This window comes from Nocardioides sp. NPDC047086, assembly GCF_040643685.1.
Lineage (GTDB): Bacteria > Actinomycetota > Actinomycetes > Propionibacteriales > Nocardioidaceae > Nocardioides.
This window is the reverse complement of sequence record NZ_JBEYUV010000001.1, coordinates 113,309-136,901: the sequence shown is the minus strand read 5'-3', so window position 1 is coordinate 136,901 and position 23,593 is coordinate 113,309. Positions and strand designations below refer to the sequence as shown.

The 23,593-nt window shown below is 66.7% G+C and carries 28 protein-coding genes, 1 tRNA gene and 1 pseudogene; 12 read left to right on the top strand and 18 right to left on the bottom strand.

Annotated features, from left to right (window positions below; translation table 11 throughout):
- Positions 1-103: 103 nt before the first annotated feature.
- The gene (locus tag ABZ796_RS00720) at positions 104-832 is read right to left on the bottom strand and encodes a DUF881 domain-containing protein (RefSeq protein ID WP_357333730.1); all 729 of its coding nucleotides are present in this window, start codon (positions 830-832) and stop codon (positions 104-106) included.
- 103 nt (positions 833-935) lie between these two features.
- On the opposite strand from ABZ796_RS00720, the gene ABZ796_RS00715 reads away from it, so the two are divergent.
- The gene (locus ABZ796_RS00715; RefSeq protein WP_357333728.1) at positions 936-1,397 is read left to right on the top strand and encodes a cell division protein CrgA; all 462 of its coding nucleotides are present in this window, start codon (positions 936-938) and stop codon (positions 1,395-1,397) included.
- Positions 1,398-1,541: 144 nt separating this feature from the next.
- Here the strand turns inward: ABZ796_RS00715 and ABZ796_RS00710 are convergent, their stop codons facing one another.
- The 7 genes and pseudogenes from ABZ796_RS00710 to ABZ796_RS00680 form a co-directional block, all read right to left on the bottom strand.
- A complete protein-coding gene (locus tag ABZ796_RS00710; RefSeq protein WP_357334146.1) occupies positions 1,542-2,348 on the bottom strand; it encodes a rhomboid family intramembrane serine protease in 807 nt (268 codons plus the stop codon).
- Positions 2,349-2,351: 3 nt separating this feature from the next.
- Positions 2,352-2,429, bottom strand: a pseudogene (locus ABZ796_RS00705) (hypothetical protein); the annotation flags it as partial.
- A 24-nt stretch (positions 2,430-2,453) separates the two neighbouring features.
- On the bottom strand, positions 2,454-2,963 hold the full coding sequence (locus tag ABZ796_RS00700) for a peptidylprolyl isomerase (RefSeq protein ID WP_091044367.1): 510 nt from the start codon (positions 2,961-2,963) through the stop codon (positions 2,454-2,456).
- Between the two features lie 78 nt (positions 2,964-3,041).
- Positions 3,042-3,377 (bottom strand): DUF3817 domain-containing protein, encoded by a 336-nt coding sequence (locus ABZ796_RS00695; protein WP_357333726.1) that lies wholly within the window; start codon positions 3,375-3,377, stop codon positions 3,042-3,044.
- Entirely contained in the window at positions 3,374-4,252 is an 879-nt protein-coding gene (locus tag ABZ796_RS00690; RefSeq protein WP_357333724.1) for an SURF1 family protein, read from the bottom strand. Before ABZ796_RS00690 ends, ABZ796_RS00695 begins: the two co-directional genes overlap by 4 nt.
- Positions 4,253-4,274: 22 nt before the next feature.
- Entirely contained in the window at positions 4,275-5,177 is a 903-nt protein-coding gene (locus ABZ796_RS00685) for a hypothetical protein (RefSeq protein WP_357333723.1), read from the bottom strand.
- Between the two features lie 140 nt (positions 5,178-5,317).
- Complete coding sequence (locus tag ABZ796_RS00680) at positions 5,318-6,355, bottom strand: TauD/TfdA family dioxygenase (RefSeq protein WP_357333721.1); 1,038 nt, start codon at positions 6,353-6,355, stop codon at positions 5,318-5,320.
- 288 nt (positions 6,356-6,643) lie between these two features.
- Between ABZ796_RS00680 and ABZ796_RS00675 the strand changes: the two genes are divergently transcribed.
- Positions 6,644-7,015 carry a hypothetical protein gene (locus ABZ796_RS00675; RefSeq protein ID WP_357333719.1) on the top strand — a complete coding sequence of 124 codons (372 nt, stop codon included), beginning with the start codon at positions 6,644-6,646 and terminating at the stop codon, positions 7,013-7,015.
- Between the two features lie 3 nt (positions 7,016-7,018).
- Here the strand turns inward: ABZ796_RS00675 and ABZ796_RS00670 are convergent, their stop codons facing one another.
- A complete protein-coding gene (locus ABZ796_RS00670; protein ID WP_357333717.1) occupies positions 7,019-7,438 on the bottom strand; it encodes a MarR family transcriptional regulator in 420 nt (139 codons plus the stop codon).
- Between the two features lie 177 nt (positions 7,439-7,615).
- Here ABZ796_RS00670 and ABZ796_RS00665 point away from each other — a divergent pair, with 177 nt between their 5' ends.
- Genes ABZ796_RS00665 through ABZ796_RS00655 form a run of 3 tightly spaced genes read left to right on the top strand, consistent with a single transcriptional unit; the run spans position 7,616 to position 9,026 of the window.
- A complete protein-coding gene (locus tag ABZ796_RS00665) occupies positions 7,616-8,014 on the top strand; it encodes a DUF1304 family protein (RefSeq protein WP_357333715.1) in 399 nt (132 codons plus the stop codon).
- A gap of 56 nt (positions 8,015-8,070) precedes the next feature.
- Positions 8,071-8,412, top strand: coding sequence for a metalloregulator ArsR/SmtB family transcription factor (locus ABZ796_RS00660; protein WP_357333713.1), 342 nt, complete (start codon positions 8,071-8,073; stop codon positions 8,410-8,412).
- A complete protein-coding gene (locus ABZ796_RS00655; protein ID WP_357333711.1) occupies positions 8,409-9,026 on the top strand; it encodes an SRPBCC domain-containing protein in 618 nt (205 codons plus the stop codon). Before ABZ796_RS00660 ends, ABZ796_RS00655 begins: the two co-directional genes overlap by 4 nt.
- Here the strand turns inward: ABZ796_RS00655 and ABZ796_RS00650 are convergent.
- From ABZ796_RS00650 to ABZ796_RS00640, 3 genes are read right to left on the bottom strand one after another with little or no spacing between them, the layout of a single operon-like run.
- On the bottom strand, positions 8,999-10,333 hold the full coding sequence (locus ABZ796_RS00650; RefSeq protein ID WP_357333709.1) for an MFS transporter: 1,335 nt from the start codon (positions 10,331-10,333) through the stop codon (positions 8,999-9,001). The genes ABZ796_RS00655 and ABZ796_RS00650 overlap by 28 nt on opposite strands.
- Positions 10,330-11,178, bottom strand: coding sequence for an SDR family NAD(P)-dependent oxidoreductase (locus ABZ796_RS00645; protein ID WP_357333707.1), 849 nt, complete (start codon positions 11,176-11,178; stop codon positions 10,330-10,332). The genes ABZ796_RS00650 and ABZ796_RS00645 overlap by 4 nt, the downstream gene beginning before the upstream one ends.
- Positions 11,175-12,527, bottom strand: a complete 1,353-nt coding sequence (locus ABZ796_RS00640; protein ID WP_357333705.1) for an FAD-dependent oxidoreductase — start codon at positions 12,525-12,527, stop codon at positions 11,175-11,177. The genes ABZ796_RS00645 and ABZ796_RS00640 overlap by 4 nt, the downstream gene beginning before the upstream one ends.
- A gap of 121 nt (positions 12,528-12,648) precedes the next feature.
- Here ABZ796_RS00640 and ABZ796_RS00635 point away from each other — a divergent pair, with 121 nt between their 5' ends.
- Complete coding sequence (locus ABZ796_RS00635; protein ID WP_357333703.1) at positions 12,649-13,287, top strand: TetR/AcrR family transcriptional regulator; 639 nt, start codon at positions 12,649-12,651, stop codon at positions 13,285-13,287.
- Positions 13,288-13,958: 671 nt separating this feature from the next.
- On the opposite strand, the gene ABZ796_RS00630 is transcribed toward ABZ796_RS00635, so the two are convergent.
- Complete coding sequence (locus tag ABZ796_RS00630; protein WP_357333701.1) at positions 13,959-14,315, bottom strand: DUF2750 domain-containing protein; 357 nt, start codon at positions 14,313-14,315, stop codon at positions 13,959-13,961.
- 120 nt (positions 14,316-14,435) lie between these two features.
- Entirely contained in the window at positions 14,436-14,744 is a 309-nt protein-coding gene (locus tag ABZ796_RS00625; RefSeq protein ID WP_357333700.1) for a hypothetical protein, read from the bottom strand.
- Between the two features lie 428 nt (positions 14,745-15,172).
- On the opposite strand from ABZ796_RS00625, the gene ABZ796_RS00620 reads away from it, so the two are divergent.
- The 3 genes from ABZ796_RS00620 (at position 15,173) to ABZ796_RS00610 (ending at position 16,680) form a co-directional block, all read left to right on the top strand.
- Positions 15,173-15,448, top strand: coding sequence for a hypothetical protein (locus ABZ796_RS00620; RefSeq protein ID WP_357333698.1), 276 nt, complete (start codon positions 15,173-15,175; stop codon positions 15,446-15,448).
- A 46-nt stretch (positions 15,449-15,494) separates the two neighbouring features.
- Positions 15,495-15,737, top strand: coding sequence for a hypothetical protein (locus ABZ796_RS00615; protein ID WP_357333696.1), 243 nt, complete (start codon positions 15,495-15,497; stop codon positions 15,735-15,737).
- A 553-nt stretch (positions 15,738-16,290) separates the two neighbouring features.
- The gene (locus tag ABZ796_RS00610) at positions 16,291-16,680 is read left to right on the top strand and encodes an ankyrin repeat domain-containing protein (RefSeq protein WP_357333694.1); all 390 of its coding nucleotides are present in this window, start codon (positions 16,291-16,293) and stop codon (positions 16,678-16,680) included.
- 196 nt (positions 16,681-16,876) lie between these two features.
- Here the strand turns inward: ABZ796_RS00610 and ABZ796_RS00605 are convergent, their stop codons facing one another.
- A complete protein-coding gene (locus ABZ796_RS00605; protein ID WP_357333692.1) occupies positions 16,877-18,553 on the bottom strand; it encodes an AAA family ATPase in 1,677 nt (558 codons plus the stop codon).
- Between the two features lie 157 nt (positions 18,554-18,710).
- On the opposite strand from ABZ796_RS00605, the gene ABZ796_RS00600 reads away from it, so the two are divergent.
- Positions 18,711-20,060, top strand: coding sequence for a site-specific integrase (locus ABZ796_RS00600; protein WP_357333690.1), 1,350 nt, complete (start codon positions 18,711-18,713; stop codon positions 20,058-20,060).
- A 90-nt stretch (positions 20,061-20,150) separates the two neighbouring features.
- On the opposite strand, the gene ABZ796_RS00595 is transcribed toward ABZ796_RS00600, so the two are convergent.
- From ABZ796_RS00595 to ABZ796_RS00585, 3 genes are all read right to left on the bottom strand, one after another.
- Positions 20,151-20,226: transfer RNA gene (locus tag ABZ796_RS00595), tRNA-Ala, on the bottom strand.
- A 17-nt stretch (positions 20,227-20,243) separates the two neighbouring features.
- Positions 20,244-20,363: a DLW-39 family protein gene (locus ABZ796_RS00590; protein ID WP_357333689.1), complete on the bottom strand. Its 120-nt coding sequence runs from the start codon at positions 20,361-20,363 to the stop codon at positions 20,244-20,246.
- A gap of 80 nt (positions 20,364-20,443) precedes the next feature.
- Positions 20,444-21,391 carry a hypothetical protein gene (locus tag ABZ796_RS00585; protein ID WP_357333687.1) on the bottom strand — a complete coding sequence of 316 codons (948 nt, stop codon included), beginning with the start codon at positions 21,389-21,391 and terminating at the stop codon, positions 20,444-20,446.
- Positions 21,392-21,463: 72 nt separating this feature from the next.
- On the opposite strand from ABZ796_RS00585, the gene ABZ796_RS00580 reads away from it, so the two are divergent.
- Positions 21,464-22,393 (top strand): MBL fold metallo-hydrolase, encoded by a 930-nt coding sequence (locus ABZ796_RS00580; protein WP_357333685.1) that lies wholly within the window; start codon positions 21,464-21,466, stop codon positions 22,391-22,393.
- 136 nt (positions 22,394-22,529) lie between these two features.
- Positions 22,530-23,054 carry a hypothetical protein gene (locus ABZ796_RS00575; RefSeq protein WP_357333684.1) on the top strand — a complete coding sequence of 175 codons (525 nt, stop codon included), beginning with the start codon at positions 22,530-22,532 and terminating at the stop codon, positions 23,052-23,054.
- Positions 23,055-23,593 lie beyond the last annotated feature (539 nt).

The window sequence follows — 23,593 nt, the reverse complement described above, 5'->3', positions numbered from 1 at the left end:
GGTCCCATCGAGCGCCGATGGGACCGTGTTGGTCATCTCGGCAAGCTCGATACAACGCTTGACACGCCTCGGCCCAGCGGCTCCGGCGGCTCGACCGGCGGGCTCACTTCTCCTGAGGAAGCGGCTTCGCGTACTTCACGTCGAGCAGGCCGTCGTAGGCCGGAGCGGTGAGGTAGGTCAGCGGCTTGTTGAACCAGCCGATCTGGACGTTGGGGTCGCTGGCGTCGGCCCGGTAGTTCTGCACGTGGTCGTCGCGGTCGATCGCGGCCTGCAGCCGATCGGGGTCGCCGACCGCCTCGATGACGTACGGCTGGGGATAGGGGACGCCGTCGAGCTGCACCGTGCTGCCGGAACACTTGATACCGGTGGTGGTGATGATCCGCTTGCCGGCGATCGTGATCGCCTCGGCGCCACCCGCCCAGAGCGCGTTGACGACCGCCTGGATGTCCTGCTGGTGCACGACGAGCGAGTTGGGGTCGTCACCCGTGTAGCTCTGCTGGACCTCCGAGGGCGCGTCGCCCAGGACGATCTGCATGCCGGCGCCGCTGTGGTCGGAGGTGCCGGCGGGGTCGGCGAGCCTCGCGGACTGATGCTGGAGCTTCTTGACGTCCTTGTCGGTGACGCCGCTGGTGAGCCCGTCCACCTCGCTCTGCAGGTCGGCCAGCTGGGCCTCGAGGCGGTTGTAGCGGATCCGCTCCCCGTCGACGAGTGTCGCGAGGTCCTCGTAACGGCCCGGACGCAGGTCCGTGCCGTCCGCGTTCACGAAGCTCACCGCGAGCAGACCGCCGCAGAGCAGCACCACGATGGGCGTACCGACCCTCCACGAGGTCACGCGGGACCATCGCTTTGGTTTAGAGGTGGGGTTAGCCTGGGTTCCGGAGCTCACGACCATTAGGGTATGCGCAGCAATCACATTTGTCTGAGGAGCATCACCCGTGGCCAAGCTCAAGCTCTCGAAGAAGAGTGATCTCGACCTTCCCAAGGAGCCGATCTTCACTCCGCGCTTCGGGGTCGCCCTGCTGCTGATCGCCCTCGGCATCGGCTGGATCGCCTATTACTACGTCGGGGTCCGCCCCAACGAGGTCGGCGGCGACTTCACCGGGCCGAAGCCGGTGCAGAAGCTCGAGGGGTGGAACTACCTGATCGGCTTCATCCTGCTCTTCCTGGGCCTGGCCGTCGCCGCCCACCCGAAGACCCCGCTGGGCCGCGGCCGCGGCGTGGTCATCGGCATGCTCGGCTGCTTCGTCATCGGCCTGATCTGGATCTGCGTCTTCTACGTCTTCGCCAACGACCACCTGGACAAGATCTGGGTCTTCAACGATCTGGGCCAGAAGAACCTCCTGGTCGGCATCGGCTTCATGGCGGTCGGCTTCACCTTCGCGACGAAGTGGGAATGACCTCTCCGTAGACCTGCGAAAGCGGCGCAAACCTTTGGTTTGCGCCGCTTTGCGTTACACGGGTGTAGTTCTCCACAGCCTCATCCACACCTGTGGATTTGCGCACGCGGTGAAAACGCCCCGAAAACACCTACCTCGAAGGCGTCAGAACATCAGGATCCGTACGCCGATCAGCGCAAGCAGCGCCAACGTGAAGGCACCCAGCGCGGCCCATTGCAACGGCGCCTTCCGGTCCGCCCGGAACTGGGTGAAGATGACCGCGACGACGAGACCGCCGACGAAGCCACCGACGTGGCCCTGCCAGGAGATGCCGCTGCCGAAGAAGGTGATGCCCGCGTTGATCAGGAGCACCGGCAGCAGCGGGGCGAGCGACTGCCCGGCCCTGACGAAGAGCACCACCAGGACGCCCAGGAGACCGAAGATCGCGCCGGAAGCGCCGACGGTCGACCCGGCCGGTGCCGCGGCCCAGACCACCAGGGCAGAGCCCGCCAGGCCGGAGATCAGGTAGAAGACCAGGAACCGCAGCCGGCCCACGATCGGCTCGAGGAACGAGCCGAGCATGTAGAGCGACAGCATGTTCACGGCCAGGTGGATGATCGAGACGTGGGTGAACGTCGAGGTCAGCAGCTGCCAGAGCGCTCCGTCATCGACTCCTGGCATCCAGGTGTAGCCGCTCGCCCGGCATACGTCGTTGGGCACCGCGAACCCGCCGTCCGGCGTGAGGCAGTAGCCCTGCAGACGGATCGCGAGGAAGTCGGCGATCCTCGACCCGGACCCGCCGGTGAGGATGATGCTCAGCCAGACCAGGACATTGACGCCGATGAGCGAGAAGGTCACCGGGAGTGCCCGGAACCCGACCCGCGCGCCCGTGAAGCGCTTGGGCTGGCGTACGGACTTGTGGCCCTCACGCACGCACTCGGGGCACTGGAAGCCGACCGAGGCGCCCGTCATGCAGTCAGGGCAGATGGGCCGGCTGCAGCGCTGACAGCGGATATGCGTCTCACGGTCGGGGTGGCGGTAGCAGACCGGCACCCCGACCGGGGTCGAGTCGGACAACTAGACGATCTCGACGGTCTCGATGACGACCGGCTCGACCGGGCGGTCCATCGCGCCGGTCTTGGTGTTGGAGATCGAGTCGACGGCCTTCTTCGACTCCTCGTCGGCGACCTCACCGAAGATGGTGTGCTTGAAGTTCAGCCACGGCGCCTGGCCGGTGGTGATGAAGAACTGCGAGCCGTTGGTGCCGGGGCCGGCGTTGGCCATCGCGAGCAGGTAGGGCTTGTCGAAGGTGAGCTCGGGGTGCGGCTCGTCCTTGAAGGTGTAGCCCGGGCCGCCCGTACCCGTGCCCAGGGGGCAACCGCCCTGGATCATGAACCCGTCGATGACGCGGTGGAAGCCGAGACCGTCGTAGTAGGGGACACCGGAGCGGCCGGCGTCGTCCGTGTACTCCTTGGTCCCCGTCGCGAGGCCGACGAAGTTGGCGACCGTCTCCGGAGCATGGTTGGGGAACAAGGTGATCGTGATGTCACCGTGATTGGTGTGGAGGATGGCCTTCTGGTCAGCCATGACCTGCCCTTCCGACATTGGGATTGGTACGGGATGTAACCCCTCGATCCTCCCACAACGCCGGTCGCGGGCCAGACGTCAGGAGGTCGCGTCCGCGGTCAGCTTGGGTGCGATCCGGGCGGCCACCCGGCGCTCGACCCAGAAGATCAGCCCCGGGATCAGGCCGGCGATCATCATCAGCAGGAACTCGGGGATCGTCCAGCGGGCCTTCTGCGTCAGCAGGAAGGCGACGATCACGTAGATGATGAAGATCCAGCCGTGGGCGACCCACAGCGGCGTCATCGCCTCTCCGAAGGACTGCAGGGCGGTGCCCTCCGGGAGCAGATACTTGAACAGCGAGGAGATCGTGCCGACGAGCAGCAGCACACCCACGACGTACGCAAGCACCTTGTAGGTGCCGAACAGCTTGTTCACGCGTCTGAGCGTACGCGCAGATCCTGAGTGGTTTTCTCAGGGTCTTCTTCGCTGCCGCTGCCCTCGTCGCCATCGTCGCCCTCGTCGTCGGGCCGGGGGCGGAGGGTGTCACGCACGTAGCGCCACCACACGTAGATCCCGAAGATCCCGAACAGCCACCACTCGATCGCGTAGAGGAGATTGCGGAGCCCCGTCGTTGCCTCCGGCTCGGGCAGCTGCGGCGCGGGTACGTCGGCGACGTCCGTGGCGCCGTCGTTGACCGGCATCGAGCTGGCGGGCCAGTTGTCCTCGACCGGCGAGCGCACGACGTAGGCGCTGTAGAGGTCGTAGCTGGTGCGCGAGATCAGGTCGGAGACGTCCAGCTGCGGGAAGACGTTGTCGGACTTGCGGTCGTCGGCGACATCGGTCCAGTCGCTGGGCTGCAGCCAGCCGGTGACGGTCACGTGGCCGCGCGGCGCCGGGGGGGCGGTGCCGACCTCAGGGGTCCAGCCGCGCACGACGTAGACGGCCGACCCGGTGTCTTCGACGAGCACCGGCGTGACGGCCCAGAAGCCGACCTGAGACCCTCGCTCCATCCCGTCGATGAAGATGGTCTCCTCGGGCATCCAGATGCCGGAGATGGTCACGGGGCGGCCGATCTGCTCCCACGGGAAGGCATCGTTGGGGCCGATCAGGTCGGTGAACGCCTTCGGCTTCGCATGCACCAGCTCCGCGACCTGGTCCTGCTTGTCCTGCTGGCTCGACTCATACTGCCAGACCCCGAGCAGCACCGCGCCGGTCACGAAGATCACCATCAGCGCGTGCGCACCCCACAACCTGGGGGAGAAGACCCCACGAAAGAAGGCACTGCGCGGGGGACTGGTCTGGGCGGCCATAGCACCCCCAGAGTACGGGGACCTAGTCACAGACCGCGAATGGGACGGGTTCGCTGGTGACCAGGGTGGAAGCCGTCACAGGGCTCTTCACCCGGAACCCGATCCGCCCCGAGGACGGGTCGGCGACACCGTGGGTGAAGACCTTCTTGTACGCAGCGACCTGATCACCCAGCTTCAGCCGGTAGAACAGGTCGTCACGGTCCTCGCCCAGACGCAGCGTGGCCAGCCCGCCGCCGAACTCGACCGAGTAGGCCTCCACCGGCGCCAGCCGGGTCTTCTCCTTCGGCCCGCCTTCGGCGCAGCCCTTCACGACGTACGTCGAGGTGGCCGGGCCACCGGCGACGGCGAGCATCGTCTGCTGCGCGGCCCAGTTCTCGGCGTCGGGGGTTGCGGTGTGCTTGGTGATCAGGTGGGTCTCCGGGTCGAACTTCGCACCCTTCAGCGGGCCGACGCCCGCCTTGATCGCCTTCTCCGGCTTGACCCGGTCGGAGACCTTGATGACGAAGCCGTCCTTGCCATCCCCGGTGAACCTGGCCTCCCAGGTCACGTCGGCCGCGCCCCACTTGTAGGTGTCCTGCAGGCGCTGGTCGACCCCACGCAGCAGACCACCACTGACCTGGGCAGCTTCGTTGTCGGCCCGGTTCCACAGGTCACGCTGGTCCGCGGGACTGGACCGGCTGGTGATGTCATCGAGCCCGAAGAGCGACTTCACCTCGTCGTAGTCGGTCACCGCCAGCGTCTTCGCGCCCACCGGCACGAACGTCATGGCTGCCTGGGCGGGGTCCATGGTCGCGGCGTACACGGGGTAGGTGTCCTCCGACGCCGCCGCGTCCGGCTTCTTCGGCTCGCTGTCGTCCCCGCAGCCGACCAGCGCGAGCGCCAGCCCGACGGCCAGCACGCACATGCCCCATCGCCTCACGTTCACCCCAACGAGTATTCCCGATCGCCGTCACGGTAGGTGGCACATCCGTCCCACTGAGAAGGCGCCTGTCTCCGGGCCGGGCCCTCGCGAAATAGATGGAGGCCGCAGGCGGAACGCGCCTGCGGCCTCCTGGATCCCGAGCGTCAGCGACCAGCGCCTGTGACCTCAAGGGATGCGGGAAGAGGCTCGAGCACCGGGTCGATGATCCGCGAGGAAGCCTCGGACCGAGCGACCCGGCTGCGGCGCAGGTCCTTGACGGTCGTGAGGCGGCGGAGCCAACGGTCGGTGCCGTCGTAGCGAGCCGTGAAGGGCTTGCGGCCGTGCAGAGCACGGTGGTTGTCGACGATGAGGATCTCGCCGGGGGCCAGCGCGACGTCCTCGACGTTCGCGGAGAGCTCCATGATGAGCAGCTGGAGCGCCCGGTCGGCCTCGACGTCACCCGGCAGCGCCGCCATGTAGGGCGGGTCGAGCCGGACGTCGGGGGCCTGGGGGGAGCCGGAGAGCACCGCGGTCGGCGCGGCGAGCAGCTCGCCCTCGTTGACGCCGGCCTCACGGAGGTTGCGCAGGTGCTCGTCATCGGGGTGGATGACGTAGCGCGGCTCGAACAGCGGAGCGTACTCAGGGCCGGTCACGTCGATCGAGCTGATGCCGACCGCGGTGGTCGGGATCATGTCCTCGTTGCGCAGCGAGATCAGCCCAAGGTGGTCGCAGCGGAGGTTGCTGAACGCGTCCTCGATGTGCAGGTCGAGCACGACGTCGCTGCTGTGCCCGGTCTGCAGGCTCTCCTGCTTCTGGATCGGCAGGATGTTGTTGACCAGCTGGCCGCCCTGCAGCGAGGACCAGGAGACGGCGTCGCCGAGCTGCGCCATGATCAGGGCGAGCCAGAAGTCGGCCATGTGCGGCGCCTGGGCGTCGGGGTGGTTCCAGTGCGGCGGGGTCGGGCCGGCGGTCACCGGGAGGCCACTGATCACCAGGGCGTCGGTCGCATCGCCGTAGCGGAATGCGCGGATCGCCTGGGCGACGCTCTCCGGAAGCTGACCGCCGAGGAACGGCGCGGTCTCGAGGAACTCCGAGGAGACCGGGCTCTCGAATCGGGCGAGCAAGGACTCCGACAGCTCGGCTGCGGCCTGGGACTCTGCCGGGGTCATCTCGACCCGGGTGACTACGGACTCTGCGCCCACAACATTGACCTCTCGGACTTTGCGGTGGAGGGGTTCGTCAGAAGCGTTTCCTGGCGCCCACACCAAAGGGTTTCCTAAGTTCGAGACCACTTTGTTCCGCCGTACGGAATTCAAACGAGTGATAGGTCCAAATATCGAGACGATAGGTATTAGGCCCCTTGCGCAATCGCCGCGAACCTGTTTAGGGAATGTATCTTCATTGCGGTCTGTCGGTTACCAGCAATTTGCCTGTCTGGCGCGGTTTCCCGAAGAATCGCACCGCCCGTTCCGGCCCCTATCCTGAGCACCATGACAGCGACGACGCCTCCGGGGACACCACCGCGAACAACGGCAGGGTTCGGTGGCTCGTCGGCCGATGTGGTGCTGACGATCGTCCTGATCGTGCTCGGCTTCGGCGCGAGCGTCATGGCCAGCTTCTTCGGCGCGCTCTCCATCATGGCCAGCGACGGATGCTCCGATTCCTGCAACTACACGATGATGAACATCGGCGTCGCGGTGATGGTCTTCACCCCGTGGATCTGCTGGCTCGTCTTCGGCATCTGGGGGATCGTCCGCCTGGCCCGCAAGAAGCTCGCCGTCCTGGTCGTGGTCGCCGGCGGCGTGCTCGCGGTCGCCCTCTACGTCGTCGGGCTCGTCCTCCTGCTGGCCACCGCCGGCTGAGCGTCACCGGTACGGATCGACGAGCTCACGCAGCGAGGTGAGCGCCTCCCGCAGGGCTGACGCCAAGCGGGGACCGAGGTGATCGTTCCACTCTTGCTCGACGCCCATCACCACCTCCCGAGCACGGTCAGCGGCACCCTCTCCCGCCGCCGTGAACCTGATCAGCCGCGCACGGCCGTCGACCGGGTCCGGGACCCGCTCGACGAGCCCCTCGCGCTCCAGCGCCGCGACCAGCACGCTCGCGGTCTGCTTGGTGACCTGGGCCTGCTCGGCCAGGTCGACCAGGCGCGAGCCGTCCTCGGCGATGCGCTGGGCGAGCCGAGCCTGCGCGACGGTCACGTTGTAGCCGGCGTCCCGCATCGCGGAGATGACCCGTTCGTCCATCGCCCGGTAGGCGATGAGCATGAGCGTTGCGACGTCCATCGAACCCCTTGACCCTTGACACTGTGCGGCACCCTGATCAATATAGTCAGCAAGACTGACTATCATACCGCTCTCCGGTGTCCAGACGGCCGTCTGTTCACGGGGCTCCGCCGGACGCGTGTTGCTTCCACGATCTCCGTAGCCTCGCGCGCCGAGGCCCGTCCCGAGCAGGTCACCATGAACGCAGTCGCACAGCTCAGTGCCGGTATCTCCGCACTGATCCTCATCGCCGTCTTCCCCTTCGAAGCCTTCTTCATCCACCGCCCCGAGGTCCAGCGGTTCCTCGGGATCGAGCCGCACGGCATCTGCAACGTCCACCTGTGGTCGTTCTGCATCGGCGCCCGCAACGCCCTCGCCGGCGTCGGCACGCTCATCGGCCTGTGGATGGTCAACGTCGGCGACGAGTCCACCGGCATCACCGTCGTGGTCGTCACCTGCATCTACATGCTGCTCGCCTCGCTGTTCATGGGCGTCGCCGACGCCCTCGGCTTCTGGCTCCCGCGCGGCGGCAGCGTCAGAGGCACGGTCGCGTCCTCTGTCCTACCCGCGATCGCGCTGATCGCGATCGCGGTCTGAGCGCTCGTACAAGACATGCCTTGACAGGCATATTCCATTTGCGGCATGTTTGAGGCGTGCCCACCCGAGACGTCTTCAGCGTGATCGCCGACCCGACCCGTCGACAGATCCTGGACCTGCTCTGTCAGCGCGAGATGGGGGTGGGTGAGCTCGCGGAGACCCTCGGGCTAGCCCAGCCCAACGTGTCCAAGCACCTGCGGACCCTGGGTGAGGCAGATCTGGTTCACGTACGCGTCGACGGACCGCGCCGTCACTACCGGCTCCACCCCGAGCGACTCCGGGAGCTGGAGGAGTGGCTGGCGCCGTACCGCCGGAGGTGGGCCGATCGTCTGGATGCGCTCGAGCGACACCTGGACCAGCTCGATGACCCTGAACACGAGGAGGAGACCGAGAGATGACCACGACGACCGGACCCATGGGCGAGGTGCTCCGCGACGGCGAGCGGACAGGCCTTCGCTACGTACGCCTGCTGCGCCACTCACCCGAGAAGGTGTGGCGGGCACTGACCGAGCCGGACGGCCTGCGGCACTGGTTCCCGACCGACATCGTCGGTGAGCGTGCCGCCGGAGCGCGCCTGAGCCTCCCGTTCTGGCCCGAGGGCCTCGAGCTGGCGAGCACCACCGACGCGATCGAGGAGATGGGTGTCGACCCGAGCAGCTATGTCTCGGAAGGAGAGCTGCGGGTGTGGAACCCGCCCCGGACCTTCGAGTTCACCTGGGGGATGGACGGTCGCGAGGAGCTGACCGACATGCTCCGCTTCGACCTCGAGCCCACCGACGACGGCACCCGCCTGACCTTCACCACCTGGTTCGGCGACCCCACCCCGAACACAGACACCGCCGTCGGCTGGCACGTCTGCCTGGACCACCTCGCCGGTCTTCTCGACGACGGCCCCGCACCCCTGACCGAGGAAGCCTCGGCCCTCGTCGTCCAGCAGGTGATGGCCCGGTCCGACGAGCTGCGACCCGCGTACGCCTCCCTGCTTCAAGAGGCGGTCGGGTCGAGCTCGTAACGGCGCTGCAGGAGGATCGCCCCGCTCATCAGGACGGCGGGAACGATCGTGAACCCGACCAGCACGGCGACCAGCGCCGAGTGCGGCTGCACGATCTGCTCGCCGGCGGTGCCCGACACGAAGCCACCGATGCCGAGCACCCCGGCGTACAGGTAGGGGCCGAGCGCCGTGCCGAGTGCCTCGGTCGCCGTCCACGCTCCGGTGTAGGCACCCGCACGGGAGACGCCGGCGGAGCGGGCGGCGTCCACCACGTCGGGCACCATCGAGAACGCGAACAGCTGCAGGCCGGCGAAGGCGACACCGAGGGCGACGACCGCGGGAGCGGTGACCACGATCCCGACCGCCGCCCCGGCCAGGAGCACGAGCGAGCCGACCACGAAGATCGACTGGCACAGCAGCAGCCCGCGCTGCTTGCCGATCCGGCGCGAGAGGGCACGCCAGCCGGGTCCGGCGATCAGCGCGGGGCCGAGGAACAGGCCCATCAGCAGCGCCGTGAGCTTCTTGTCGTCGAAGATGTGGTCGGTCACGAAGGGCAGCGCGGCCAGGAACAGATGGGTGGTCGTACCCGTCAGCAGGTAGGACAGCACCAGGAACCGGAAGCTGCGGTCGCTCCAGGCGACGCGGAGGTCGTCGAGCACCGAGTGGGCCGATCCCGGCTCCGGAGGCCGCACCCCACACGCAGCGGTGAGCCGCCGGACGCCTCGGATGGCGACGAACGCGGTCACGACGATGACGACACCGAGGACGACAGCCATCAGGCCGTACGCCGAGCGGGTGCCGGATGCCGTCAGCGCCGGGGCGACCACCCCCGCACCGAGCAGCCCGACGGTCAGGAAGGCCATCCGGTAGACGAAGACGCGGGTGCGCTCGTGATAGCCGATGTCGAGGTCCGACGCCGTCGTCAGGTAGGGCACCTGGAAGCTCGCGAAGAGCAGGTTGCCGACGACCAACCAGCAGCAGACCCAGGCTGCGGCCGACCAGCCGTCGAGCCCGGCGGGGACGGCGAACAGCGCTGCCAGCGCCACACCGAGCAGGGCCCCGCGGGTCATCATCGAGCGACGGTGCCCGAGGCGTACGGCCTCGCGGTCCGAGCGCGAGCCGAGCATCGGATGGACGATCACGTCGATCACCTTCGGCGCCAGGATCGTCAGGCCCGCCAGGAAGGGGGCGACGCCCAGCACGTCGGTGAGGAAGTAGAGCAGCAACAGGCCCGGGACGGTGACCCAGACGCCCATCCCGATCGAGCCGATGCCGTACTCCGACAAGGTCCCGACGGGCGCTCGGCGCACGGCCGGCAGCGTGGTCATGCCAGCTCCCGATGCCTGCGCACGACCCCGGCGGCGAGGTCAGCGGCGTCGAAGGCGCCGGCGCGCGCACGCTCGGCCAGGGTGCGTCGCACGATGCGGTCCGAGACCGCCGGCAGGTGGCGGGCGATGAAGAACTCGATCGCTCCCTTGCGCGTGGTGGTGACGTCGCGGCGTACGCGGGTCGACAGGGCGGCGCGGACGATCGCGTCCACGACGCCCTCCAGCGGCTCGTAGGTGCTCATCCCCTCGAGGGAGAGCCCGGCGGCCGCGGTCGAGTCGTGGATCGGGCTGCGCACCGCCGACGGATAGACGCAGGTGACCCCGACATGGGTGCCGAGCTCGTGGCGCAGCGCATCGGCGTAGGCGACCATCGCCCGCTTGGACGCACCGTACGCAGCAGCCAGCGGCAGCTGGAGCACGGCCATCCGCGAGGCGACCATCACCACGCGGCCACGGTTCGCGACGAGCGCGTCGACGCATGCCGCCGTGACCCGCCAGGTGCCGACCAGGTTGATGTCGAGCTGGCGGCGTACCTCCTCGCCGGGAGGCAGCTCCGCGGGTGCCGGACCACCGATGCCCGCGTTGTTGACGAGGACGTCGAGCCCTCCGCCCAGCCGTTCGATGGCCTCGGCGACCGCCGTCACGACGCCCGCGTCGTCGGTGATGTCGCACGTGATGACCGGATGGGGCTCATCGCCGATCGGGTGGAGGTCGAGCCCGACGACCAGTGCCCCCTGGGCGACCAGCCGGGCGCCCAGCGCGCGGCCGATGGTGCCCGACGCTCCCGTGATCAGGACCCGCTTGCCGCGTACGTCCTGCTGGCTCTGCCTGCTCCGGTTGCTCATGCGCGGGCTTCCTCACTGGTGATCGATGGCGTCCGAGGTCGGGCGGCACGACCGATGCCCGCCGCGATCTCCCGCGGCACCGCGGCGACGTACTGGTCGAAGTCGATGCGCATCATCGGCCGCTTCGTCCCCCACCGCGCCAGTGCCGCGGCGTACGCCTTGGTCACCGCGGCCCGTTGCGCGGCGGGCGCGGGGAGCCGGTAGCGGCCGCTGAAGCAGGCCGCGGCGAGCTTGGCCTGGGCCTCGACGACCGGCAGCGCGGCACCGGTCGACTGCATCAGGCCGGTGAATGCCAGCGTGGGGTCCTCGAGGTGGAAGACCCGCATGAACAGCTGCATCGACTCGGGGTCGTCGCCCGTCCATTCGCTGCCCAGGAACGGCAGGCTGACCTGGTAGCCGGTCGCCCAGACGATGACGTCGACCTCCTCCGCGCTGCCGTCCGTGAACCTGACAGTGGTGCCGTCGAAGCGCTCGATCCCCGGCCGCGCGACCACCTCGCCATGGGTCAGCCGGTGCAGGATCGTGTCGCTGATCGTCGGATGGTTCTGGAACAGTCCGCCGGCCGGCGCCGGCAGTCCGTACGCCTCCGGCCGCCCGACCGCGACCCGCAGCATCGTCTCGGCGATCCGCTGCCGGAGACGCCAGGGGAGCCGCGCGAGGGCGGCGCCGGTTGCATCTGCCGGACGGCCGAAGAGGTACTTCGGCACGATGTGGGTCCCGCGCCGCGCCGAGAGCAGGACCGGTCCGTCGCTGACCTGCGAGGCGTCGACGGCGATGTCCATCGCCGAGTTTCCCATCCCGACGACCAGCACCCGCTTACCTGCGAAGACGCTCGGCGAACGGTAGTCATGGGCGTGCAACTGGCGGCCCGAGAAGTCTCCGGGGTAGGCCGGGTCCGGCCAGCGAGGGTCCCAGTTGTGGCCGCTCGCGACCACCACGGCGTCGTGGGTCCCGGTGGCCACCACGCCGTCGGGACCCGTCACGGTCACCTCCCACCCCTCGCCGGTGCGGCGTACGCCGGTGACGGTCGCGCCGAAGCGGATCCGCCCGGTCACGCCGTGCTCGTCGGCGTAGGCGGCCAGGTAGCTCGCGATCATGTCCGCGGACGGGTAGGCGGGCCAGTCGGCAGGCATCGGGAAGTCGGCGAACTCGGTCCGGCCCTTGCTGGTGTTGAGATGGAGGCTGTCGTAGGCGGACGACAGACCGCTCGCGTTCTCGCGTGCCCACAGCCCGCCCGGACGGTCACCGCGCTCGAGCACGGTGACCGAGAGCCCCTCCTCGAGCAACGCCTTCGCCGCGGTCAGCCCGGCCGCGCCGGCACCGATCACCGCCACGTCGGTGATGTCCATGAACCCTCCTGAAGTCTCCGGATGTCTCCGAATCGGCGTCAGTCAATCGCATGATGGAGAGCAGGACAAGGTTCTTCCGAGGATTTCTCCAACAAGTGATGGAGACAGTTATCCTCGGGCCATGAGCGTCGACGACACCCACAGTCGAGAGCGGATCATGGTCGCCGCGACGAATCTCTTCGCGGAACGTGGCTACGACGCCACCAGCACCCGCGCGATCGCTGACGCCGTCGGACTCAACATCGCCACCGTCGCCTACCACGTCGGGAGCAAGCCGCAGCTCTACCGCGAGGTCATGCGCCGCGCCCACGAGGCCCAGCGCACGGTCGTGCTCGACGCACTGAAGCACCTCGAGTCCACAGGTCCGACCCCTGCCGAGACCATGGCCGGGTTGATCGACTTCGTCGATGCGTACCTCGGCTTCTGCCTCGAACACCGCGAGGTGCCGGCGCTGTGGATGCGCCGCTGGCTCTCCGAGGGCAAGGACCTCATCGAGTTCGAGAGCGACCTCGCCGGTCCGCTGATCGCCGACGTCGCGAGCGCGGTCCGGACCGCCCTGTCCCGCGCGGGCATCGGTGCCGACGTCGACGTGGAGATGCTCGTCTTCACCATCGTGTGGACGGCCCACTCGTTCGCCCAGGCCGGCTTCATCGATACCGACGGCAACCGCGTCCCGACCGGCGACCCCGCCACCCTCAACCGCTTCCGCGACCACCTGCACACCGTCATCGACAGAGTGATCCCGACGACGCCCGGCTGACCAGCCGGAACCCCACGTACGTCCAGTGAGAATCAGGGGCGACCACGTTGGTCACCCCTGATCGGAGGTGGTGGAGCGTAGGGACTTGAACCCCTAACCCCTGTCGGATGCGTCGCCTGACCTTGGTGGCCTGCTAGTTGGCTGCGGCCCGCCACCAGCCGTAGGCGAGCATCTCTTTCGGGGCGTGCCTCCTCGATCCCCAGTTCCTCGAGGCGGTCGAACCATTCGTCTCGGCGGCTTTCGGGCAGTTCGGTTCCGCAGAACGGGCAGAAGTGGATGTGGTGCCACGAGTAGGCGGATCCGTCAGGGCCGTTGTGGACCCAGATGCCGTGCTCGTCGAACTCGGGGCTGTAGCCGATGAGGTAGTCGCCGCACGATCCTGGCTCGGGATGCATGTCGCACTTGAGCTCGGCCTGCTCGTGGAGCTCGTCGCAGCAACGCATGGGGCTGATCGGCATGGGTGAATGATGCCGGAGGGAGTGAGTGTCTAGGTCTTCGGACTGAGGCGCACTTCTTCATTTGCGCGGCAAGTAGGGGCCCGCCACCAGGCCGCCTTGAGTCAGTAGAGAAAGTTTCGCGTGCGATGGAGAGCAGGCGTGCGCTGCATCGATGTGCGATACCGGTCGCTGATTGGTCGCAACTACGTCCTGAGGACGGACGATTCGAGCGCGTCACCCCTGCGTGAGAGCACTGACGTTTCGGACAGCGTCACTCGGCGAGAGGTCATAACCGGTTGCAGCCTGGCCGCTCCAGTTGATGCCGACGAGCATCCCGTCCGACTCGAGGCCAGGAAGCCACTTGTTGAGCCAGTCGTCACGAGCCACCTCAACCACGTGCATGCCCTGGTACGCGGCGACATTCTTGATGATGCACTCAGCCCGGCTCCGCTTCGACCAGAACGGCTGCGACCGGACTCCGGACGGGGTCATCGGCGCGGGGAAGCCTTCCTCGTCACGGATTGTGAAGACCAGGTCCGACTCGGCGACCTCGGCGTAAAAGGCTGCAGCTTGTGCGGCGGCGACAGACATTCAGGCAGTCTGTCACCCGACGGGGCGCTGAGGGCGTCGTAGGTGTCGCGGACCAGTTATCGGAGGTCTGTCGCACGTCAGTTGGCGGATCACACATCACGACCGCACGGGGACGGCCACTCACTGGAGCACCATTCCAACCAATTCCATCAGGATCCGCACACATCCCGACAGGCCTGCAGCGAGAACCATCACGGCCAGCGCGGCAAGGAACACAGTGCCGAAGACCTGATTCAGCTTCTCGCCTGGCTTCAACTCCTGCCACTCAAGGCGTCGCCACTCGAATTGAACGGGCCACCCCGAATGAACCTCTTTGTCGAACAGTCGTCGGTTGTACTGAACGATCCAGCGCCACCACATCAGTGACAACCAGGCGAGAAAGGCGCCGAGTGCCAGCATGGCCCCGGTGACGAAGCTGAGCGCGACCACCAGACCCGGTCCTCCCGACAGAGTGTTCGCGCCAAAGTTAGCCGACGACACACGGCCTCGTCGGGGTTTGCGCGATCAGGGCACGTGACTGGCCGACGCCAGAGCCGCCTTTTCGGCCATCGATCTGTGCTGTACTTTGCCATCGTTGCTGTACTTCGCTGCTGTACATCTACTTAGCCCGTATCGCGGGCGCGGAGCGCCACTTCGTCGGGCACCGGCCCCCTTTGGCGGAGGTTCTGGAGCTTGCCCCGGTCGTACAAGACATGGTTCGAGCGGGAAACAGCGTTGAGGGCACGGTGGCCTCAGTTGTCGGGCTCGACGCCGCGCTTTCCTCGCTGGCGGCGTCCTAATGGCCGGTGCTGTGACGTTCTTCCCGCGCGGGGCTCTCACCCGCTAGGTTTGCCCGACCGGGTGAACGGGGATGACATATGAACATACTTGCGACGTTCATTGCGGGGGCTCTGCTCGGGCTCGCCTCCTACGCCTGGTGGCGGTGGAGCGTTCCCCACAACAGGCAACTGATGGAGATGACGGAGCGCACGCTCTCGTTCGGCCGTCGACAGCCAAGAGAAGTGAGTGCCGACGCTCCGCTGAGCGGCTTGGAATGGCTCAACAGGATCTTGTGGACGGCGATCACCGGGCTGACCGCGATCGCTGTGTTGATCAACGCCGTCGGACGTTCGTTCGCCTACCTACTGCGTTGATCCTTGATGCACCGCACTCTCGGCCTTCGCCGAGGATGTTCAGGCGGTGCCGTACGAGCTGCGGCATTCCTTCGTCTCGATCTTGTCTGAGCGAGCGATACCGGTCGAGGAAATCTCGCGACCCATGGGCCACAAGGGCACGGCGGTAACTGGGCTCGTCTACCGGCACGAACTGCGCACGGTTATCAAGTCTGGAGCCAGCGTCATGGACAGCGTGTTTCCGCTCTCCCTCGAGGACGCCGGCGAAGACACCGAGGACGAGGAAGGTGACGACGATGACGTGGCGTAGTCAGGCAGTTCGTCAGGATTTGGCCCTTCGGCCACTGACTCCAGCCCAGTCGCTTTCGCGTTTTGCCTGGTCAGGGTGGGTGGAGCGTAGGGGACTCGAACCCCTAACCCCCTGCTTGCAAAGTGTCGGCGACACCATCGCTGAGCACCGTTTGAGCGCTGGCCAGAGCCGATTTCGAGCATGGATCGGTGTTGTACTTCGCCATCGTTGCTGTACTTCTCTGCTGTACGTCGGCGCGACCCTCGGGCGGCTCCTGGTCGTCATCTTCGTTCTAGCTCTCAAGCACGCTGGGGCGGCAGGTGGCAGGGGTAAGCGTTACGTCTTCCCGAGAGTGGCCCCATCTGCGGGGGTCTGGGGGCTCGCCCCCACGCTGCCCAACATTATCGAGGCTAGAAGCGTCGCGGGGAGTGTCGCCACCGTCAGCAGCAGCTCCCGCCCCCTCGTCATCAGCGAGTCGCAGTGCCTGGCGGCCGACGCGACAGCCAACGCCGTCGAACCGGGATACGTACGTAACTGTGGCGCTGAAGCCGCAGGACAGGTGAGACTTGCGGGTATGGATCGCGCTGGGCGTCAGGAGCTTCACTATCGCGCGTTGGAGGGTGACGTGCCTGGTATCGAGGCGCGTCTGTCGGCTGGAGACGATGTCGCTGCTGCTGATCAGCAGGGTTTCACGGCATTGCATTTCGCTGCCCAGCAGTCGTGGGCTGAGGCAGTTCGGGTCCTTCTGGCTGCTGGCGCGCCCGTGAATGCACAAGATCGCTTCGGTAATACGGCGTTGTGGCGTGCTGTGTTCAGCTCGGATGGGTCGGTCGACACGGTGGCTTGCCTTGTCGAGGCTGGCGCGGATCCGGATATCGTCAATGGCGCCGGCAAGACGGCCAGGGAGATGGCGACGACGCTGGGGAAAGACCAGGTCGTGAGGCTGTTCGCTGATACGCGTTGATGGAGCTGCTGCGCCTGGTCGAGGGCGTCCCTTGCCTACGGGCTTGGGGCGCTCTTCTCGTTTTGGCCCATAGCCGGAGGGACGGGGGTGCGCGTAGGGACCGGCCGCCAGGCCGCATGCCCGGAGCGCGGGGGTCCCTGGCCCGCCGGCGGCGGGCCAGCGCGCGGAGCGCGCCTTGAGTCAGTAGAGAAAGTTCTCACGAGAACGGCAAATCAGACTCCGTGGTCGGTGCGGCCGGGCGGACTGAGTTCTCGACTTCACGCAGGAGCGGGGAAAGCAGCGAACGAGCCTCCGCGCAAGTGATGTGGCGGTTGTCCGCGAGCATCGCGTTGACCCAGGCACTCTTTTCTAAGCCGATGGAGCGGTCGAGGCCTTCCATCTCGCCCACGGGCACCACGAGGACCCGCATCTCCTGCAGGGCGTTCAGGAGGTCGGTGGCGGCTCTATACACGTCGCCAGGCGGCATAGCGGCGAGGCCTTGCTTTTTCAGGGAGTCCCAAAGTCCGCCCTTCGTGGCGTTCACGGCGTTGGTGACCACGACGTAGAGGTTCTGCAGCTTGTCGCTCCAGGAACCTCCAACTGCGTCCACGATGGCACTAAGCACACGCTTGTTATTAAGCGTGTCGAAGTCGACGATCGCGAAGGTCTCTACCCTGAGGTCGGCGAGGGCTTTAGCCATCGCCGGAATACCCTGCTTGCCGCCGCCTGGAACGAACAAGGTGTCGTCCACCAGTGGGCGCATCCCTTCCTCGTTCCCGAGTTGATCGAGCACGGCGCCATAGAACCGGCAGTCAGCGTCTGCTTCGGTGATGACAACTCTTGAATGAAACAGGCCCTGGAGGACGTTCGAGTACCGAAGTACGGCATCGTTCCACGTGGCCGTGATCTTATCGTGCCTGATTGTCGTCGCATGTGTCGCGGATCCATCGCGAGTAAGTCGGACGAGCGATAGGTCGGCTTGCTCCGCCGCACCGACAAGTCCTAGCACGAAGTCCTTATCGTGTGTCGCGACAATGATCTGTAGGTCGCGTCCGACAGCCTGCTGACCGAGCCATCGCCCAAGAGCCTTGGCCTGTGACGGATGCAGGAAGGCCTCGGGCTCGTCGATGAGTAGGATTTGCGCGGAGTTGGCGATGACGTTGAGGGCCAGCCCGAAGAAGCTCTTGAGCCCGTCGCCCTGCTCGCTCAACGGCGTGAGATCACGAACAGCGTTTGCGTATTCGACGGAGGGCCAGCGGAAGTTGGGCGGCTCGACACCTGGGTCCCCAACGCGGAGCCTGACGTCCCCATTTACTCGGTCGAGAACTAGGGGTTCGCCGAATGTGTCGCGAGCGAGTTGCGAGAGCTCGTCCTCGAGGCTCGGATCGCGGTAGAGCCGGGCGATCGGGCTACCGACCATCGGTTCACCGATCATGCCAAGGCCACTGACGACCGAGTTGGCCAGCTGTCCTGCGGTTGCGTACCAGACAAAAAAGTTCGAAACGCCACCTAGGCCGTGCGTTCGATCTCGGTACGAAATCATCAACTGTTCGGCGGTGGTCTGGGCAGCACCTAGCGCCGACTGGTACGCCTGGGGCCGCGATGGCTGTTGGGGCAATCGAAATGCATGATCGTCAAGGTAGGCCCGCGCGGCATGCTCGTCTTCAAGCGGATCTTTATGCAGACTGAGCCCCTTGAGCGCCAGCGGTTTAGCGTAATGCCCCTCAGGTCCGAGAAATGCCTCGATATCACGCAACAGGGTCGACTTTCCAACGTTGTTGCCGCCGACAATGCACGTGACGCCCTGGGGTGAGATCGGCAAGACGTCACCACCGCTCATCGTCAACGACTGGAGTCGAACTTTTAGCTGGTGGATGGGGGCGCTCTGGGTCACAGCGACACGTTAGACGATCAACACGTTGGCCCGGTGCTGATTCGAGCAGGCTGATGGGTCATCATCACCACGGCGCAAGCCGGTCATCCCCGATATTGGGGACCGCGCCAGCGTAGTCGCCAAGATCGCGACTCGAGGCCGCGGCAGACTCCTCGGCGTGGCGGACAACAGCAAGCGTCGTACGTGCATCTTCTGCGATTCCGATTCCCGTCTCACCCGGGAGCACCTCTGGCCGCAATGGCTTAGCCGCCATACAGGACCAGAGGGCGACCTTGCCAGCAGTTGGAACACCGGGCTGAGCTACGGCATGCAAGAGGTGTCGGGCCTCAAGGTGATGCCTGTCGAGATCAAGAATCGTCCGGCACCTGCTGCTGACACGGTTCTGAAGGTTGCCTGCACCTCTTGCAATAGCGGATGGATGGCTCAACTAGAAGCCCGGTCAAAGCCAGTACTCATCAATCAAATGGCTGACCGCCATCACAAGACTACCGAATCCGAACGGGATACTCTGGTGCACAAGACCTACGAGAACTACGAGATGTTCACCCGGCTCTACATCGTTCCGTACCTCGGCAAGAAGCGCCTGGACAAACTGACGCTGCGGGACGTGCAGAAGTGGTTCAACGACCACAAGACCCGGTGCCAGTGCTGCGCTCAGGAGAAGGACGCTCGGCGTGCCGAGACCGGCAAGGCGCGATGCTGCGCGAAGGGGGAGTGCTGTGAGCAGATCGCCTCGGAGTGGACACGTCACCAGGCCTGGACGGTGCTCTTGAGCATGCTCTCGTCTGCAGTCCGCGACGACCTGGTGACACGTAACGTCGCGTCGCTGCTCAAGGTGCCGGTACCTCGGAAGTCGAAGGATCCCGTCTGGGAGGTCGAGGAGTCGCGGCAGTTCTTGGAGAGCGCCGAGGATGACCGGGATCAGTGGTATGCGGCGTACGTCCTGCTCCTGCTGTTCGCGCTGCGGAAGGGCGAGTTGCTGGGTCTCGGTTGGGATGAGGTCGAGCTCGATGAGGATTCAGACACCGGTACGGCCTCGTTGGAATGGCAGATCAAGCGGGAGAACGGTCGCCTGGTCCGCCGGCGTCTGAAGACGGCCGCATCGGAGGCCCCACTTCCTCTGCCTGCGCCGGTTGTCCGGGCGCTGCGTGGTCAGAAGTTGCTCCAGGAACAGTGGAAGCTGAAGGCGGGGGATGCCTGGGAGAACTCGGGCCTTGTCATCACGACGCGCCTCGGTGGGCCTGTCGATCCGCGCAACTTCCACCGCGCGTTCAAGGCTCGGATCAAGAAGGCTGGAGTTCGGGAGACGACCGTTCACGCCACTCGCAAGGCGTGCGCCTCGCTCCTGGTCGCGCTCGAAGTGCACCCGCGCATCACGATGGCGATCCTTCGCCACAGCAAGATCTCGACCACGATGGAGATCTACGCGAAGGCGACGAACAAGAAGACCCTCGAAGCTCTGCAGCGCCTCGGCGAGCAGTTCGAGCGTGGTCCGGAGGCGTCATGATCGAGCGCACTTCAGCGGACTCGTTGCTGTACTTTGCTGCTGTACTTGGCCGATTCGGCCTGGTCGCGAGGCTGAAACTAGCCTCTGACCTGGTGGAGCGTAGGGGACTCGAACCCCTAACCCCCTGCTTGCAAAGCAGGTGCGCTACCAATTGCGCCAACGCCCCGGACGGGTGTCCGTCGGTCAGTTCACCTTGTCGGTCGCTTCGGCCCAGTGACCCTTCTCGGGGTTGGACTGGTCGAGCTTCTTCTTGGCGAGGAGGATGCCAGCCGCGGCCAGCAGTACGAGGACGATCTTCTTCATGTCTTCTCCTGCGAGTCGTGGTGAGCATCGCTGCCCGTTAGACCCGGAAAGCGTACCGGCCCGCCATGAAGCGTACGAAATCAACCGGCCTCGGGGTCGGGCGCCAGGCCCAGGGAGGCGATGGGGGTGAGGGTCATGTGGGTGCTCGCCCACATCCGGCCGGTCAGGATCCCGAACCCGCGCGCCGAGGGCCGGCTGTAGGGGGAGGCGCCGGACTCGTAGGTGGTGATGAGCTCGCCGGAGACCTCGACGATGGCCTCGGCCATGTTCGGGAACTTGAACTTGCGTCGCACCGCGCCGACGCTGCCGTCGGGCTTCCGCTCACAGACGAAGATCGTGCTGGGCCGGTGCCGGCCGAACGAGGAGGAGAAGACGTACTCGTCGCGGCGCACGACGACGCCTTGCACCTTCGGCGGCGTGGTGGTCGAGACGACCGGCTCGGAGAAGTCCCACTCACCGTTCGCCCCCTTCTCGTAGGCGAACAGCGTCTGGTTGCCGAAGCCGCCCACGTAGAGCTGGTTGCCACGGATCCGGCAGTAGGAGCCGGCCGCCACCTTCACCGGCGCCTCGATCGGCTCGATCTCGGCGGCCTTCTCCGCCTCGCGGATCGCGGACAGCGAGTAGCGGTAAAGCCTGCCGGTGCCGCCGCCGGCGCCCTTGGACACCCAGACGTCGTCGCCGTCGACCGCGACGCCGCCGGCGTGACCCGGGCCCGCCTTGCCGTGGTGGCCCACCAGCAGCACCTCGGCGACGGTCTTGCCGCTCTTCAGACCGACCAGCACCAGCGCCGATCCCTTGTCATGGGAGTAGTAGCTCTGGGCCAGCAGATTGGTCTCCGGGTCATAGCCCAGCCCCTGCGGCGTCCAGTCGTCGGCGCCACCGGTGGCCAGCGTGTTGGGGATGAGCGGGCCGACGCGCCCACCCAGCCTCCGCCCCCACCTGTCGGTGCGCTTCATCCCGCCTCGGACCCATCGGCGCGTACGGCCCGGGATGGAGTCGAGGTCGAACGGAAGGTCGATCTTCGTCATGATGCCGATGTTCGCATGCGGTTCCTACCTTGGGCGGATGGCGTACCGTCCGCGGGTCGGTACGTTCCCTCTGTGACGAGCGATCCCACTGCCTCTCCTGCCACACCGACGACCCGCGAGATGCTCGGCGCCCTGGGTGGCTTCTGCCGCGGACTGCTGCGTCCGCGGCGCCCGGACGAACGCCTCCTCGCCGCGATCACCGACGCCGGGCTGCCTCCTGGTGATCGAACGGTGACGGTACGAACGATGCCCCAGGTGCCGCGCGCCCTGCCTGCCGGCGGTCTCATCGAGGGTGCCGGTCTCGTACGGCGCGTACGCAACGCGATGACCTGCTTCGTCATCAGTCATCCCGAGGCGACGTTCGTCGTCGATCCCTCTTACTGCCGCGACGCCCCCGATCGAGCGCTGAGCGAGCTCCCGGTGCTGCTACGCCGCCTGGTCACGCCGCCCTCGGACACGGTGCCCACCGTCAACTCGCTCCACGCGGCGCAGGTCGGGCCCGACTTCGCCCTACCGACCCACGCGCACTGGGACCACGTCTGCGGTCTCCTGGACCTGCCCGGCCTCCCGGTGCACCTGCGGACCACCGAGCGCGACTGGATCCTCGGCCCCGGTCGCCCGCCCGTCGGCGGCGTACGTCCGGCCCTGACCGATGGCCGCCCGGTGGAGACGTACGACCTCGACGGCCCGCCCGTCGCCACCTTCACCGCCTCCCACGACCTGTTCGGCGACAGCTCCGTCCTGCTGGTCGAGCTCGCCGGTCATACGCCGGGCAGCATCGGCGTCCTCGCCCGGACCGCCTCCGGCTGGGTCCTGATCGCCGGCGACGCCGCCTGGCACTACGACCAGATCGACCTGATCAGGCAGAAGCCGGCCTTCCCCGGAGACCTCGTCGACGAGGACCGCGACGCCGCCTTCGCCACCCTCCACCGTCTGCACCTGGCTCGCCACCTCATGCGGGTCGTCCCGACCCACGACCACGACGCGTCCAGCCGGCTCTGAAACGACTCAGGGGCGCTGATGGCTTGGGTTGCTCGGTCGATTGATGCGACAGCTGCGGGTCGCCAGAACTGGGGACAGCATCGCGTCTCGTCTGGATTCGGGCGCGCCGATTGCGTCTGACTGATTGGGTGACTGCGTGACGGATCGCCCACTCCTGCGCGCGCTTGGCCTGGCCTCGTGCCTCATCGGCATGACCGCGCTAACAGCGTGTGCCCCGATCTACGGTGCGGACTTCGATTACCCGGACGAGCCGCCCGTGCCACCCAACGCCACGGTCATCGCGGACGCGAAGGGCTGGGACGACGACGACCCCATGCGGGGCCTGGAGGTCGTGATCGATATCGGGAGCTCCGAGCAGGCTGAACTGGTCGAGTTCTATCGCGAACGCTTCCCGTCCACCGAGGGCTGGATGGAGGGGACGGCCGCTCCCGAAGATGCAGACTGGCACGTGTTGTGCCTTGTCAGTCACGAGGACGAGCGTTTTGATGAGTACGTGGAGGTCTTCCCGTACGACCACGATTCGTACGACCGCGACCTCAAGTCAGCCGGCCCAGGCCGATACCTGGTCTCGATCAGCCGCCTCCACGCGATACCCGAGCAAGGCGAACGCACTACCGACCAGTGTGGTCAGGCCTCCGTCTGGTTTCCCACGGACCCGTAGGACCGTCATGAGTCGCGCGGCGCGGGTCACCGCGACAGAGGCCGGAAGCCAGGCCTGAAAGCAGAAACGCCCCGAACCGGAGTTCAGGGCGAGTGCTGTGCGCTTAGGAGGACTTGAACCTCCGACCCCCACATTATCAGCCAGATACTCGCCGGGGGCGGCTCTCTCCTGCCCCTGCTGCTACGCGGTCGAACGTCATGGTTCGGCATGGCTCAACAGGTGCCGATTCGATGCAGCGGGGGCATCCTGGGGGCACGTTCGGGAGTCTGTATCGCGGGGGCGGAGCGTCACCCATTCCGGCACCTGGCCCCCTTGGCGGGGGTTCGGGGGCTTGCCCCTGACGTACGAAAGCCTACGCCTGATCGACTCGACGAGGGCTGGAGAGCGTACGCCGCCACGGTGGCCCCCGCCCTCGTCATCGGCGGAAGAACTGGTGTGGCTCGTGAGTGAGAAGCAACGACCTCGGCGGGTCGAACGGTTCTAGCTGCTGGCCCTGGAGAGTGAGCGCTTGGTCTACGGACTGGGCGCTCTTCTTCATT

Coding starts and splice junctions, on each gene's coding strand:
- ABZ796_RS00710 (WP_357334146.1), bottom strand. CDS start 2,348: ATGACGGGCGCCTCGGTCGGCTTCCAGTGCCCCGAGTGCGTGCGTGAG.
- ABZ796_RS00700 (WP_091044367.1), bottom strand. CDS start 2,963: ATGGCTGACCAGAAGGCCATCCTCCACACCAATCACGGTGACATCACG.
- ABZ796_RS00690 (WP_357333724.1), bottom strand. CDS start 4,252: ATGGCCGCCCAGACCAGTCCCCCGCGCAGTGCCTTCTTTCGTGGGGTC.
- ABZ796_RS00675 (WP_357333719.1), top strand. CDS start 6,644: ATGACAGCGACGACGCCTCCGGGGACACCACCGCGAACAACGGCAGGG.
- ABZ796_RS00670 (WP_357333717.1), bottom strand. CDS start 7,438: ATGGACGTCGCAACGCTCATGCTCATCGCCTACCGGGCGATGGACGAA.
- ABZ796_RS00665 (WP_357333715.1), top strand. CDS start 7,616: ATGAACGCAGTCGCACAGCTCAGTGCCGGTATCTCCGCACTGATCCTC.
- ABZ796_RS00655 (WP_357333711.1), top strand. CDS start 8,409: ATGACCACGACGACCGGACCCATGGGCGAGGTGCTCCGCGACGGCGAG.
- ABZ796_RS00650 (WP_357333709.1), bottom strand. CDS start 10,333: ATGACCACGCTGCCGGCCGTGCGCCGAGCGCCCGTCGGGACCTTGTCG.
- ABZ796_RS00645 (WP_357333707.1), bottom strand. CDS start 11,178: ATGAGCAACCGGAGCAGGCAGAGCCAGCAGGACGTACGCGGCAAGCGG.
- ABZ796_RS00640 (WP_357333705.1), bottom strand. CDS start 12,527: ATGGACATCACCGACGTGGCGGTGATCGGTGCCGGCGCGGCCGGGCTG.
- ABZ796_RS00635 (WP_357333703.1), top strand. CDS start 12,649: ATGAGCGTCGACGACACCCACAGTCGAGAGCGGATCATGGTCGCCGCG.
- ABZ796_RS00630 (WP_357333701.1), bottom strand. CDS start 14,315: ATGTCTGTCGCCGCCGCACAAGCTGCAGCCTTTTACGCCGAGGTCGCC.
- ABZ796_RS00620 (WP_357333698.1), top strand. CDS start 15,173: ATGAACATACTTGCGACGTTCATTGCGGGGGCTCTGCTCGGGCTCGCC.
- ABZ796_RS00610 (WP_357333694.1), top strand. CDS start 16,291: ATGGATCGCGCTGGGCGTCAGGAGCTTCACTATCGCGCGTTGGAGGGT.
- ABZ796_RS00590 (WP_357333689.1), bottom strand. CDS start 20,363: ATGAAGAAGATCGTCCTCGTACTGCTGGCCGCGGCTGGCATCCTCCTC.
- ABZ796_RS00585 (WP_357333687.1), bottom strand. CDS start 21,391: ATGACGAAGATCGACCTTCCGTTCGACCTCGACTCCATCCCGGGCCGT.